This window comes from Tenacibaculum crassostreae, from assembly GCF_964512405.1.
Classification (GTDB): domain Bacteria; phylum Bacteroidota; class Bacteroidia; order Flavobacteriales; family Flavobacteriaceae; genus Polaribacter; species Polaribacter crassostreae.
The window spans coordinates 507,676-521,994 of sequence record NZ_CAZELE010000005.1; the positions used below are offsets into that span (position 1 = coordinate 507,676).

13 protein-coding genes are annotated in these 14,319 nt (G+C 31.6%); 3 read left to right on the forward strand and 10 right to left on the reverse strand.

Going from position 1 to position 14,319, the window contains the following annotated elements:
* Nucleotides 1–16: 16 nt before the first annotated feature.
* Nucleotides 17–1,636, forward strand: a complete 1,620-nt coding sequence (locus ACKTST_RS07740) for an ArnT family glycosyltransferase (protein WP_408047175.1) — start codon at nucleotides 17–19, stop codon at nucleotides 1,634–1,636.
* Nucleotides 1,637–1,653: 17 nt separating this feature from the next.
* On the opposite strand, the gene ACKTST_RS07745 is transcribed toward ACKTST_RS07740, so the two are convergent.
* The 7 genes from ACKTST_RS07745 to ACKTST_RS07775 form a co-directional block, all read right to left on the reverse strand.
* Nucleotides 1,654–2,724, reverse strand: a complete 1,071-nt coding sequence (locus ACKTST_RS07745) for an AMP-binding protein (protein WP_408047176.1) — start codon at nucleotides 2,722–2,724, stop codon at nucleotides 1,654–1,656.
* Nucleotides 2,725–2,731: 7 nt separating this feature from the next.
* The gene (locus ACKTST_RS07750; RefSeq protein WP_408047177.1) at nucleotides 2,732–3,676 is read right to left on the reverse strand and encodes a CPBP family intramembrane glutamic endopeptidase; all 945 of its coding nucleotides are present in this window, start codon (nucleotides 3,674–3,676) and stop codon (nucleotides 2,732–2,734) included.
* 3 nt (nucleotides 3,677–3,679) lie between these two features.
* Nucleotides 3,680–4,717, reverse strand: a complete 1,038-nt coding sequence (locus ACKTST_RS07755) for an o-succinylbenzoate synthase (protein WP_408047178.1) — start codon at nucleotides 4,715–4,717, stop codon at nucleotides 3,680–3,682.
* A gap of 14 nt (nucleotides 4,718–4,731) precedes the next feature.
* Nucleotides 4,732–5,250: an SRPBCC family protein gene (locus ACKTST_RS07760; RefSeq protein WP_408047179.1), complete on the reverse strand. Its 519-nt coding sequence runs from the start codon at nucleotides 5,248–5,250 to the stop codon at nucleotides 4,732–4,734.
* 16 nt (nucleotides 5,251–5,266) lie between these two features.
* Nucleotides 5,267–5,944, reverse strand: coding sequence for a metal-dependent hydrolase (locus tag ACKTST_RS07765; RefSeq protein ID WP_408047180.1), 678 nt, complete (start codon nucleotides 5,942–5,944; stop codon nucleotides 5,267–5,269).
* A 31-nt stretch (nucleotides 5,945–5,975) separates the two neighbouring features.
* Nucleotides 5,976–6,911 (reverse strand): 1,4-dihydroxy-2-naphthoate octaprenyltransferase, encoded by a 936-nt coding sequence (menA, locus tag ACKTST_RS07770; RefSeq protein ID WP_408047181.1) that lies wholly within the window; start codon nucleotides 6,909–6,911, stop codon nucleotides 5,976–5,978.
* A gap of 114 nt (nucleotides 6,912–7,025) precedes the next feature.
* A complete protein-coding gene (locus ACKTST_RS07775) occupies nucleotides 7,026–7,805 on the reverse strand; it encodes a (Fe-S)-binding protein (protein WP_408047182.1) in 780 nt (259 codons plus the stop codon).
* Between ACKTST_RS07775 and ACKTST_RS07780 the strand changes: the two genes are divergently transcribed.
* Nucleotides 7,761–7,859, forward strand: a complete 99-nt coding sequence (locus tag ACKTST_RS07780; protein WP_408047183.1) for a hypothetical protein — start codon at nucleotides 7,761–7,763, stop codon at nucleotides 7,857–7,859. The genes ACKTST_RS07775 and ACKTST_RS07780 overlap by 45 nt on opposite strands.
* A gap of 31 nt (nucleotides 7,860–7,890) precedes the next feature.
* Here the strand turns inward: ACKTST_RS07780 and ACKTST_RS07785 are convergent, their stop codons facing one another.
* The 3 genes from ACKTST_RS07785 to ACKTST_RS07795 all read right to left on the reverse strand — a co-directional run bounded on the left by ACKTST_RS07785 (nucleotide 7,891) and on the right by ACKTST_RS07795 (nucleotide 11,506).
* On the reverse strand, nucleotides 7,891–9,210 hold the full coding sequence (locus tag ACKTST_RS07785) for a 4Fe-4S dicluster domain-containing protein (protein ID WP_408047184.1): 1,320 nt from the start codon (nucleotides 9,208–9,210) through the stop codon (nucleotides 7,891–7,893).
* 38 nt (nucleotides 9,211–9,248) lie between these two features.
* Nucleotides 9,249–10,214, reverse strand: coding sequence for an MlaD family protein (locus ACKTST_RS07790; RefSeq protein ID WP_408047185.1), 966 nt, complete (start codon nucleotides 10,212–10,214; stop codon nucleotides 9,249–9,251).
* Nucleotides 10,215–10,279: 65 nt separating this feature from the next.
* Complete coding sequence (locus ACKTST_RS07795; protein ID WP_408047186.1) at nucleotides 10,280–11,506, reverse strand: N-acetylmuramoyl-L-alanine amidase family protein; 1,227 nt, start codon at nucleotides 11,504–11,506, stop codon at nucleotides 10,280–10,282.
* 94 nt (nucleotides 11,507–11,600) lie between these two features.
* On the opposite strand from ACKTST_RS07795, the gene ACKTST_RS07800 reads away from it, so the two are divergent.
* Entirely contained in the window at nucleotides 11,601–14,303 is a 2,703-nt protein-coding gene (locus tag ACKTST_RS07800) for a putative LPS assembly protein LptD (RefSeq protein ID WP_408047187.1), read from the forward strand.
* Nucleotides 14,304–14,319: the final 16 nt, after the last annotated feature.

A 14,319-nucleotide genomic window follows, 5' to 3' on the forward strand; every position in this document is an offset into this window, starting at 1 on the left:
ACAAATTATATTAAAAATGAAAAGTAAACTTACATTCAATTTATTTTTAGTAATCGCTGCTTTTAGCTTGTTTATTAATGTTGGATCTTATGGCGTAATTGAAAGTAGTGATGCTAGATATGCCGAAATTGGTAGAGCAATGCATGTTTCTGGTGATTATTTACACCCAAATTTATTAGATGTACACCATTATCATAAACCACCTTTCACCTATCAAATTACTGCTTTAGGATATAAAATATTCGGAATAAACGCTTTCGGAGCCCGTTTTTTCTTGCAATTAGCTGTTTTACTACAACTTATTTTAGTGTACCATTTAAGCATTTCGCTTTTCAATAATAAAAAAACAGCGCTTTGGTCAGCTATAATTTATTTTAGCTTTCCTTTGGTATTAATGTCGTCACGTAATTTAACTACCGATGCATTTTTAGCCACTTTTGCACTATTAAGTATTTATACTTGGGTACAATATCGAAAATCAGGAATCATCAAATGGCTATATGCTTTTACTATAAGTTTAGCTTTAGGCTTTTTAACCAAAGGACCTGTAATATTTATTGTTCCAGTAATTTTTATCCTTTTTTACAATCGTACTGAGGAATCTAAAAGAAAATTTTCTTTTCATCATATTGCTGCATGGACTTTATTTTTAGGTATCACAGCTTCATGGTTTGTATATTTAGGATATAGCAATCCTGCTTTTCTTGATTATTTCTTAGGAAAACAAACAGCTGATAGATTTTCTAAAAACGCCTTCGGAAGAACTGAACCTTTTTGGTATTTCTTAGCTTTTGCTCCACTTGTTGGATTGCCTTGGTTTTTAGCTTTTGTATACTTAGTAAAAGATCAAAAAGAATTATTCAAAAGAAAGTCGCTTCACTTTGCTATGCTCATGGCTTTTGTAATTCCGTTAATTTTCTTTTCAATATCATCATCTAAACGTATTTTATACATTTTACCTTTGTATGGTTTACTATCGATACTAATTTCTGATTTATTTTCAAGAATAAACACAGAAAAAATAAAATTGATTAACGGTTTCATACTTGGTTTTGCTGGATTGATAATAGCTACTTTTTTAATTGCTCCATTTATAAACACAGAAATGAACTTCCCTTATTACTTAGCTGTTTTTAGCTTTGTAACAGCTATTTTAGTGTTTATAGTTTATAAAAAATCAGCTGAAGAAGTAAAGTTTAAACCAGTTTTAACTTCTTTTATAGTTACCGTATTTTTATTGATTGGAGCTTCAACAGTTTTAGCTAAAAATGAATTAAAGGTAAATTCGTCAAAACCAGTTACCGATTTTATCATTAGCAAAAATCTAGATTCTAGAGATGTTTTGATTTATAATATTAGAAAATCATCAATTGCTTTTGGGTTGAATAAATCTATTATTTCTTTATACGACGGACACGAATCTTTAAACAGAGAAACTCAGTTTGAAACTGACACAAACTGGAAAAATCATTTGATAAATCTTAAAGATACTACTGAGCTAGAAAGTCTGCATGATATTATTGAAAAGCCAACTGTTTTGTTGTTATATAAAAAACAATTACCTGAAAGATTAGATTGGTTAGTTAAAAAATATACTAACAAAGGAACAATGGGTAAGTGGACAATTTTATATTAAAAAAGATCCATTTCATATTATAAACTCAATAAATCCAGAGTTTTATTTCGCTGGATTTTTTTTGTTTCTGTTTCTATAAACTGATCGAGAAAGTAAATTTCTTTAGGAATTTCATATTTCGTAAGATTTTCTATGGAAGTGAAATTGATTTTACATTCTTTTCCTTCAACAATCAACACCAACTTCTCTCCTAACCTTTCGTCAGAAAAACCTGCAACAAAAAATCGATTTGAGATTACTTTAGAAAGTTTTTCTTCAATTTTTTCAGGATACAGTTTAACACCTCCAGAATTTATCACATTATCATAACGCCCCAACCACTCAAATTCTGTTTCAGAAATAAGTTGAACAATATCATTCGTTACAATTCTTTCTGACGATACTTTTGGAGCATCTATAACCAAACAACTTCGATCATCTAACTGAATTGAGATATTAGGAAGCGTTTTATAAAACGCATCATTTACAGATTGCTTTGTTGTTCCTCCTTTCAATAATGAAAAATTATTTAGCCTTTTAACAGCAATATGCGTAATGGTTTCTGTCATACCATACGTAGCAAAAACTTTGGTTGAAATATGTTGAATTTCTTTTAGTATATTATTTGAAACAACCCCTCCACCAACAATTAACTTTTTAACTTTACGCAACTCTTTTAACGAGTTTTGCAATTGCAATGGTACCATTGCAGAAAAATCATAACTCGTTTCAATTCCTTTTAACGGATTGGATGCTCCTTCTACAATATCGAGTTTCCAACCAAGAGTTAATGCACGAACTAACATCATTTTTCCCGCAATATAATCGGTAGAAAGACATAATAATGCGGTAGTATTTTCAGCGAGTTCAAAAAAACTTCCTGTTGCTTTTGCAGAGTTTTTCATAAACTCTTTTTTTAACCGAATTGGTTTAGGTTTACCAGTAGAACCCGAAGTTTGTACAATTACATAATCCTCAGAATTAAACCAATCTGACAAAAATGAATACACAGAAGTATTAATTGTTTCTGCAAAACACAACAACTCTTCTTCCGAAGAAAAAGAGACTCCATTTAACTGAAAACTTTTATGAAAACTACATTGATTCACTTTACAATTAGGCTTCTATAACTTCTGGTTTTTCTATTCTACCAAAAAGTTTTTCTTTCCAGTTTTTCCAACCGTATTTTTTTGAAAACAATAATAACATTAATGGATACAACACAAAAACTGGTAAAAACATTTCTGCTCCTACTGAAGGCTCTGAAGTATCTATAAACAGCGCATCTGTTTGAAAAACTGTCCAATCTGTAGTTACCAAAAAGGCAGCTACGATATTATTTATTGCATGAAGTCCTAAAGCTAATTCTGTCCCTTCATCCAAAAGTGTGGTAATCCCAAAGAAAAATCCTGTTCCAATATAAAACACCATAGAAATATATCCTAGTTTTTCTACCTCAGGATTTGCTCCGTGCAACAGACCAAAAGCTACAGATGTTATAATTAAAGGTACCCAACGATTTTTAAACCAAGTTCCTAACCCTTGCATAAAATAGCCTCTAAATAACAGTTCTTCAAAACTTGTTTGAATTGGTAAAAATAAAAAAGACACTACAAGAAGTGTAAAAAATGGGATAGGTTTAAAATTCCACGTATAATTTTCAGATGAAATAAAAATATCCGCTGCAACAACAGATATACATAACAAACCCCATACTAAAAACCCGAACCAAAAACGATTCCAATCAATCTTATCTCTACTTGTAATAACAGTTTTTATCGCTCTTTTATGAATATATTTTACCCCAATAAACAACGATAACAATCCAAAAGCAAACATAACTACCATCATAAACAAAAACAAGTTTTTGTCTATTCCTAAACTCATAAAACTGTCATCAGCAGCTCTTAAAAACTCACTTGTATTTTCTGAATGTAAAATTGCAGTAACAGCCAAAGGAATTACTCCTATAAATTGCCAACCTAATAAAACTAAAAAAATAACCAACAGGTATAAATACCATTGATTTCCTCCTTTATATGCTTGTTGTATAAAATTCATTCTTTAAATATTAAAATGCCAATTTTTACTGCTGTTGTATGCTAAACTTCCGTTTGTAACTTCTAACGGACTCTCAAAATTATTGGTAAATAAACTTCCTGTTCCCAGTCCTTGTGGCAAAGGGTTATTCAAAGTAAACGTCCATTGTGCAATAGCACTGAGCCCAATATTACTTTCTAACGCTGAGGTAATCCAATTACCAGCTTTATGGTTAGACGCTATTTGTATCCATTCGTTACTTCCCTTAAAACCACCCACTAAACTAGGTTTTAAAATAATGTATTGTGGTTTTATTGTATCAATACATTTTTCTTTTTCTTCGGAAGAAAATACGCCTATCAACTCTTCATCTAGCGCAATGGGTAATGGTGTATTTTCACACAACTTAGCCATTTCTTGCCACTTCCCTTGTTTTATTGGTTGTTCAATAGAGTGTAAATCTAACTCTGATAAACGCTTCAATTTATCTAGAGCGTTATCAGGAGAAAATGCTCCGTTAGCATCAACACGCAACTCGATTTCTTTTGCTGAAAATTCTTTTCGGATAGATTGCAGTAATTCAATTTCTGTATCAAAATCTATAGCACCAATTTTCATTTTTATTGTGGTAAAACCTTGTTGCAACTTGTCTTTGATTTGTTGTTGCATAAAAGCTTTGTCACCCATCCAAATTAGTCCGTTTATTGGAATTTGTTGTATTCCTTTTGTAAAACCTGACGGAAATAATTCAAACGGATTCTTACTTCCTAACGATAAAAAAGCTTGTTCTAAACCAAACTGTATTGATGGATACTCAATAAGTTCAATCAACAATTTTTCTAAACCTAGATTGATGTTTTTACATACCCATTGTAATTTTTCTTCATAGTTAGAACAGTCATCTGCACTTAATCCACGAAATAAACCACATTCTCCATATCCATACTTACCTTCTCTTTCTAAAATTAAAAACCACGTTTCTTTAGTTCTTAAAATTCCGCGAGAAGTGCCGCTTGCTTGTTTAAAATTTAAAAAATACTGTTGGTATGTAGCTTTTATCAATGTTTTAGGTTGTTTTAGTTATGAGCTTCTGAAACTGATTTGAATTGCTCTAAATATTGTTGACTCATTTTTCGCAATGCGCTTTTAAAATACGGGAATAAACAACTCATTACATACGATTCACTTGTGCAAGTAGAAGTTTGAATGAGTTTTGTGGTATTTCCTTCAGAAGTAAAAACATAATCATCGGTTTTTAACATATTTTCTGCATCAAAATAAAAAGTAAGTCTTTTATTAGGCTCGTATGCTAAAACTTTCTCGGTCATGGTTATCAACTTCCCTTGATTTTCAACAACAACTTTATATGTGCTTCCAACCTTTTCTGGTGTTTCTTCTAAAACATCTATCGATTTTAATTCTGGCATCCATTGTTTCATTAATTCAACATTTTGAAAATCAGTAAAAACCTCATTTACTGGCTTATTAATTGTTACTTCATTTGTATACACAACTTCTTGAACAAATAAACCTGTAAGGAAAAATGCTAGAATTAAAGCTGATATAATTCCTAAAATAATTTTGATTTTTTTCATTTTATATTTTTAAAACTTATATAGATATTGTCTCACCAATTTCTAAAATTCGCAACTCTTTTTTTGCTTGCTTAAATTTTTCTTTTGCTGATTCCACGTTGATTTCTATCGGTGGAAACGTATTAAAATGACATCCTATTACTTTATTGCATTTAACTAAATCGCTCGCTATAATAGCATCATCAATCCCCATGGTAAAATTATCTCCGATTGGAAAAATAGAAGCTGTTAAGTTTGTAGTCATCGGAATTAATTGCATATCCATAGTTACAGCAGTATCTCCGGCAATGTACAATGATTTATCTCCAGCAGTTAGTACAAATCCTCCTGGTTGTCCGCCGTAGCTTCCATCTGCAAAAGAGGAAGTATGCACAGCATTTACATATTTAACTGAAAAAGCTTTTGCTTTATAGGTTCCTCCGTGGTTTAGCGGATGTGCTTTTAAATCTTTAGCTGTATAATGCAAATAAATTTCATAATTAGAGATTATTTTTGCGCTCGTTCTTTTACCTATACGTTCAACATCTAACACATGATCTTGGTGTGCATGTGTAACTAAAATAAAATCGGCTTTAATATCTTCAATATTGATATGTGAGGCTAAAGGATTTCCTGTGATAAACGGATCAACAACAATATGAGTTCCGTTAATTTCTATACCAAAACATGCATGACCGTAAAATGTAATATCCATTATAATTAATCTAAAATTCGTGTATTGCAATTTACAAAACTTGCCCAAGTCCAAAAAGAATCGCAAATAAAAAGGTGCTTAATGCTACTTTTTTTAATTCTCCATCTAATAGTGCTTCTTCTTTGTTTTTATACACAAAAACTAAGTGCTTTATCAATGGAATATACGCTAATACAAATAAAAACTGAAATGGTGATTGGTATTTTATAACCGTATACAACATTGCAAACACAAAAGAAGCTATAATTAAGAAATAATGATAGATTTTTGCCGATTGTGCTCCCATTTTTACTACTAAAGTGTTTTTACCAGATTTAGCGTCATTTACTCTATCTCGCATATTATTTAAATTCAACACAGCTGTACTTAATAATCCGATTGTAAAAGCTGGTAAGAAAATAGTAAAATTGAGTTGTTTTGTATACAAGAAATAAGTCCCAACTACTGCTAACAAACCAAAGAAAAGAAAGACAAACACATCACCAAATCCGCTGTAGCCATAAGCTGATTTACCAACAGTGTATTTAATCGCTGCAATAATTGAAGCTACTCCAAGTCCAAAGAAAATTACAGAAAAGATAAAATTATCTTTTCCGAAAGCTGTATAAATAAGTAGCAATGCTACATATAAAGTAATACAAGCTGTAATTACCATGGCTAGCTTCATTTGCTTTGGTGCAATTGCTCCAGAAGAAACCATACGTGCTTCTCCTTCACGATTATCATCGGTTCCTTTTATACCATCACCATAATCGTTTGCAAAATTAGAGAGTACTTGAAAACCTATGGTCGTTAGAATTGCTAGAATAAAAATCCAATAATTTTTTTCTGAGTTAACAAAAGGAGTATATAATCCTTGAATATTTACATAACTAGAAAATTTAGCTAAAAAACTTCCTACAATAATTCCAGATACAGAAAGTGGTAAGGTTCGTAAGCGAGCTGCTTTTATGTAGTTTTTTATCATTCTTAAAAAAATGTCATTGCGAACAAAGTGAAGCAATCTAATTAAAGATTACTTCGTCTTTCTGTTCTCGACTACGCTCGAACTGACATTCCTCGTAATGACGTAACTTAGTTATTATAAATTGTTTGCTTCAGCAATAAGCTCAGCAATATCTTTCACTTCTATTTGCGCTTCTTTTTCTTTGAATTTTACACCGTCAGTCATCATAGTGTTACAGTATGGGCAACCCGTTGCAATAATCTGCGGATTGGTTTCTAAAGCATCTTCAGTTCTTAATACATTAATGTCTTTATCGCCCTTTTCTGGTTCTTTAAACATTTGCGCTCCTCCAGCTCCACAACATAATGCAGTTGACTTATGACGCTTCATCTCAGTCATTTTAACTCCTAAACGACGAATTAAATCTCGTGGACTCTCATACACATCATTTGCACGTCCTAAGTAACAAGGATCGTGATAAGTTAAACGCTTTCCTTTTAAGTTTTCATCTTCAACAGTTAAACGTCCGTCTTTGATTAATTTACTAATAAACTGCGTGTGATGATATACTTTGTACTTTCCTCCTAATCCTGGGTATTCATTTTTTAAAGTATTAAATGAATGTGGATCACAAGTAACAATTGTTTTTACTTCATAAGCGTTCAACACTTCAATATTCGTCATTGCTTGCATTTGAAACAAAAACTCGTTTCCTGCACGTTTAGCAGCATCACCTGTAGAACTTTCTTCGGTACCTAATACAGCAAAATCAACATTAGCTTGTTGTAAAATTTTTACAAATGCTTTGGTAATTTTCTTTGCTCTATCGTCATAACTTCCTGCAGCTCCTACCCAAAACAACACTTCTGGTTGTTTTCCTTGAGCCATCATATCTGCCATTGTTGGTACGTTCATAATCTTTATCGTTTAATTGTTGAACTGTTTTTTTGTTTAAAATCTTTGAGTTGATTTTTGTTTTAAGAAATAGAATAATTGAAAATTAATCTTCGTCTTTCCAATTTAATCTATCCATTTGACTGTATTGCCAAGGTGCTCCGTTGTTTTCAATATTTGTCATCATCATATTCAACTCTTGTGGAGCTGCTGATTCTTCCATAACCAAATAACGACGCATATCCATAATAATAGATAAAGGATCAATATTTACAGGACATTCTTGCACACAAGCATTACAACTTGTACACGCCCATAATTCTTCTGGAGTAATATAATCGTTTAAAAGCTGCTTACCGTCATCTTTAAACTCACCGCCGTTAGCATCAATGTTTTTTCCAACTTCCTCTAAACGGTCACGTGTTTTCATCATAATAGCACGCGGTGACAACTCTTTACCAGTTAAGTTTGCTGGACATGAAGAAGTACAACGTCCACATTCGGTACATGTATAAGCATTCATCAATTGTACCCAATTTAAATCGGTTACATCAGACGCTCCAAATTTAGAAGGTTCTTCATCTTCTGCTCCTTCTTCTGGCATAGCGTATGGATCTGCATCAGGATCCATCATCATTTTTACCTCATTGGTAACTGCTTCTAAATTATTAAACTGTCCTTTCGGATTTAAATTCGCATAGAACGTATTTGGAAACGCTAATAAAATATGTAAATGCTTAGAGTAGTATAAATAATTTAAGAACACTAAAATTCCAACAATATGTAACCACCAAGCACTTTTCTCGATCGTATGCAATGCTTCAGGAGAAAATCCGTCGAACCAAGGTGCAACGAACTGAGAAATAACATTTCCTACTCCGGCTTCTTGAAAATGAACATCAGTAGCATTCATTACTAAGAATAATGTCATTAATACCATTTCAAAGTATAAAATGATATTTCCATCGTTCTTTGGCCACCCTTGCATTTCTTTATTCCAAAAACGTTTAACCTTTTCAATATTTCTTCGGAACCAAAAAATGGTTACCGCTACTAACACTAAAAATGCTAATATTTCAAAACTACCTATTAAAAATCCGTATAAAGCATCTCCTATAATTGGTTGAAAAACGCGGTGTGTACCAAACAATCCATCAATAACGATTTCTAACATTTCGATATTGATTAAAATAAACCCGACATACACTACAATGTGTAAAATACCTGAAACTGGACGACGCACCATTTTGTACTGACCTAAGGCAATTTTTGCCATGTTCTTCCAACGTTCTGGTTTACGGTCATTCCTATCAATATCTTTTCCTAATTTAATGTTTCGTATTAGTTTACGAACATTCATTACAAAATACCCGATACCTGTAATTAAAATAAGTGCAAAAAAGATGTTTGGTATGTATTTCTCCATCGTCTTAAATTATTAAGTTTTGTTAGATTTTAAGTAAGTTATTGATTACTTACATTATTGGTATTATTATCTTCGTTGTATGGTTTCGCTTTTTTACCAAATAACGAAAAATGTACAAATCGTTTAGGGTTCAACTTCATTTCTCTTAACAACTCTTCTAATTCTTTAGAAGCATTTGTTAAGTTGGTGTACATTTTCTCATCAGTCATTAGCTTACCTAAAGTTCCTTTACCAGACTTCATATCTGCTAATAAACCGTTAAGATTTGTTAAGGTTGTTTCTAGTTTTTTAGCCGATTCTCCTAAATTTGCTTTGGCTAAATCTTCTGAAATTTTAGAAAAATTATCAGTAATATTTTTAGCATTTTGCAATGTAGAATCTAGATTGGTTTTATTATCTGACAATAATGAATTAGTTGTAGATAACGTATTTTTAAAGTTGGCTACTACACCTTTGAGTTCTTTAAAACTTCCTTTTAATTCATTCCTTGTTTTCTTATCCAAAACATCATTCAACCCCATCAATAAAGAATCAGCTCCAACTAACACATTTTCTAACTTTGCTTGGATAGGATTTAATTTTTCTCCTACAGAAGAAAATATATCAGATTCTACTTCACCTTTTAAATAGTCTCCTGATTTAGCTACTTCATCATCATATTTAGGAACAATGGCTAAATTTTGCCCTCCCATTAAACTTGCTGAATAAATTTTAGCAATACTATTTTTTGAGAATTCAAAATCAGTATCTAGTGAGATTTTCACTATTAAATTACCTTTTTTGTCTGAGTTTTCGTTGAAGTAAATTTGATCTACCTTACCAACTTTTAATCCGTTAATAGTAACTAAACTCGCTTCGTTAAGACCGTTTATATTGTTATACTCTACAAAAAAGTGTCTTGAATTTGCACTGAACAAATCTTGCCCTTTTAAAAAGTTATATCCCCATATAAATAAGGCAATAACTATTACAGCAACAATTCCTGTTTTTAGTTCTTTAGACATATAAAATATTTATACCAGCGAAAATAATAATAATTTTGAGAGTATAAATATAGAATTCCTCTAAATTACTGGTTTTTCATTGCTTCTTTTATAGAAATTCTTTTTCCGTTTTTAAATGCTACAACCCAAGCATCTTTATAACCTTTACCTCTCACTTCTGGAAGTGATTTCTTTATATCTGTAAGATTTGAAGAATTTCCGTAATAGTATTTATAGTAACCATCAATAAATAAAGATTCTACGTTTTGAAGTCCGTTAAACGTTTTTGTTGTTAATTCTTTTCGTGAAGCGGCTATTTGAATTCTAAATTCTACACCTGAAGAAGTTGATTTTGGAGTAGAAATTACTTCCTTCTCTTTTTTAGTAGCCTCAGGTTTTTTAGTTATTGTTTCAGCAACTCTCTTTTTTTCTATTGGTTTTGGTGTTTCTTTTTTTACTTCTACCTTTTTCTCTTCTTTAAGAACCGGAGCTTCAACAACTATTTCGGTATTATTAACCGTGTTTAATTTCACTCTTTCGAAATACTTTTTTATAGCTTTCGCTATAGCTTCAGCCATTTTTATTTGTCCGCTTCTAGTATTTAAAAACTTCCCTTCATTTTTATTGGTTAAAAAACCTAATTCTACCAAAACACTTGGCATCACAGTTTCTCTAAGCACTAAGAAATTAGCTTGTTTAACTTTTCTATTATTCCTTTTAAGAGCTACAAAGTTATTTTGAACCAATCCTGCAATCCCTAAACTATTTTCTAAATTTTCTTCTTGTAAAACAGACAAACCAATTAATGATTCAGGAGAATTTGGATCGTAATCATAATTTTGTTTGTAATTATCCTCTAACAAAATAACCGCATTCTCTTTTCTTGCGATTTCTAAATTTTCTTGATTCCCACTTAACCCTAAAACAAAAGTACTTGCTCCGTGAGGATCAGATCTTGTAAAAGCATCACAATGAATCGACACAAATAAATCTGCTTTTTTGTCATTCGCTATTTTTGCACGGTTGTGTAATTCAATAAAAACATCCGTTTTACGAGTATATACAACCTCTATGTCTTTTGCAGTAAGTAATTCTTTACCAACATCAAGCGCTACTCTTAATGCAATATTTTTTTCTTTATAACCATTACCTAAGTTTCCTGAGTCTTTTCCTCCATGACCAGCATCAATAACTACTGTATACTTTTTTTGTGCAAACAACGTTGTATTACTTCCAAAGAAAACAGTGAAAAAGATTAAAAAAATTAAGGTTAGTTTTGATAGATTATATTTACGGAAATTTAAGAATTGCATCAATAAAATTTAACTATTTTTGGTTTTTAAAATATAGGCATTCAAATAATACGCCAAAGTTTTTAAATATAACACAAAAATAGTATTTCTAACATTGCGAGCAAATCTAACTTACATACTTTTAGCTTTCTATCTTTTATGTTCTCAGTTAAGTACTGCACAAGATTTTGGCAAGAAAGGTATTCCTTCTCAAAAACCGAAAATCGATTCTGTTTTTACCCAATCTAAAGACTCTTTAATTAGTTTAAAGAACAATGCCCTTATCAATAAAAAAATTGATACTGTTGCTAACGACTCTATAAAGCCAAAAGAGGTAATTGACGGAATTATAACTCACAATGCTGAAGATTATACGATTCAAGATGCTAAAAACAAAACGATAACTTTATACAACAAAGCGGTTGTAAAATATACTGATATTGATTTACAAGCTGGAATAATTATCCTAGATTATAAAAACAATATGGTGTATGCTAAAGGAATTAAAGATAGTACTGGATACCATCAAAGACCAGTTTTTAAACAAGGAAGTCAAGAATCAGAGCAAGATTCGATTTTATTTAATTTTAAAACTGAAAAAGCACTTGTTTACGGAGTAAAAACGGTTCAAAGCGGAATTATAACCTACGGAGAGAAAACCAAACGCGTAAACGATTCTACTATTTATATGCGTAGATTACGTTTTACTACTTCTCAAAAAGACAACCCTGATTATTACATACAAACAGGTAAAGCTAAATTGGTTCCTGGTAAAAAAATTATTGTTGGTGGAAGTAATTTAGTGCTTGCTGATGTACCAACTCCTGTATATTTACCTTTTGCTTATTTTCCTTTAACAGACAAAAGAACTTCAGGTTTTATTATTCCTTCTTGGGGAGAAAGTAACAGCCAAGGTTTTTTTATGCAAAACGGAGGGTATTATTTTGCGTTAAGTGATTATTTTGATTTAACCGTTTTAGGTGATTTGTATACCAATGGAAGCTGGGGACTTAGAGCAGATTCACAATACTATGTTCGTTATAAATTTAGCGGTAATTTTAGTGTGCGATACGAAAACATCATCCGAGGTATTCGTGGTTTAAGTGATTATAGTAAATCATCAAACTTTAATATACGCTGGAGTCATAGTCAAGATGCAAAATCGAGTCCTAACTCGCGTTTTTCAGCTTCGGTTAATTTAGGAAGTAGCACATATTACCGTCAGTCATTAAATGAATTTAACAACTCACAATTTTTAACAAACACCTTAAGTTCATCAATTTCTTACTATAAAAAATTTGTAGGCACGCCTTTTAACATGAGTGTAACTGCAACTCATACACAAAATACCAACACCGAAACTATTACAATGACACTTCCGTCATTACAGTTAAATATGGATCGTATTTATCCGTTTGCAGGTAAAAATGGTATAAAAAAGAATCCTATTCAAAAAATGGGGTTGAATTATAGTATGCAAGGTCAGTATCAAATAAACACCACTGATGACGAGTTTTTAACTGCAAAAATGTTTAATACCGCTAAAAAAGGGATTCAACATAATTTAAGTACCAATACAAGTTTAAAAGCTTTTAAGTATTTTACACTATCACCAAGTGTAAACTATAAAGATGTTTGGTATTTTGATAAAATTAATAAAAGATACGATCCAAATGCACTTAATAAAGATGGAAACTTGGGCGCTGCAGTTAATGACACTATTAGCGGATTTAACCGTTACAATGAATACAATTTTGGGGTTTCATTATCAACCAATATATACGGAACTTTCAACTTTAAAAAAGGACGTTTAAAAGGTATTCGTCATACAATTAGACCTTCTATTTCTTACGGATATCGCCCTGATTTTTCTAAGAATTACGATTTACAAGTTCAGCAGAGTTCTGACCCGAACGACTTATTAACCTATTCTCCTTTTGAAAATGGAATTTACGGACGACCAGGAAGTGGAATTTCAAACTCAATAGGAATAACCTTAAACAATGTTTTAGAAGCTAAAGTAGCTCCGAAAGACCCTGATAGTGACGAAGAGGATAAAAAAATCACACTTCTTAACAACTTAAACTTTAGCACCAGTTATAACATAGCAGCTGACAGTTTACGTTGGGCCCCTGTAAGAGCAAATGCGGGTACTCGCCTTTTTAAAGACAAATTAGCATTAAACATGAATGCTTCTTTCGATCCTTATCAGGTGAATAGTAAAGGGCAACGAATTGATAAGTTTAACAGTAATCTTTTACGACTTACCAATTTTGGTGTAACTGCTAACTATTCAATTTCTAGTAAAGATTTTGAAAAAGGAAAAGACAACAAGGACGATAAAAACAATAACGGAAACGGAGCACAAGACACTCCTGATGTTTTTGGTGAAAACATGGGCGTTACTAACGGTTTTGGAAGCAACCCAAACAATAAACAAAATAAACAAAACGAAACCAAAGAAACAGAGTTATATAGAACTAAAATACCTTGGACGCTTAACTTAGCCTACAGTATGAACTACACTAATAATGGTTTAAAAAGCGACATTGGCAGCAATACTCTTATGTTTAGTGGTGATGTAGAGCTATCTCCTAAATGGAAAGTAGGTTTTTCTTCAGGTTACGATATTAAAGACAATGCTTTTACTTATACTAGACTTAATTTTTCAAGAGATTTAGATAGTTGGCGATTTAATTTTAACTGGACTCCTTTCGGAATAAACTCGTCGTATTACTTCTATATTGGGGTAAAATCATCTGTATTGAGTGATCTTAAGTGGGATAAAAACAAACCACCAGATAGAGTTTTGTTTTAACCTCAACTAACAATTT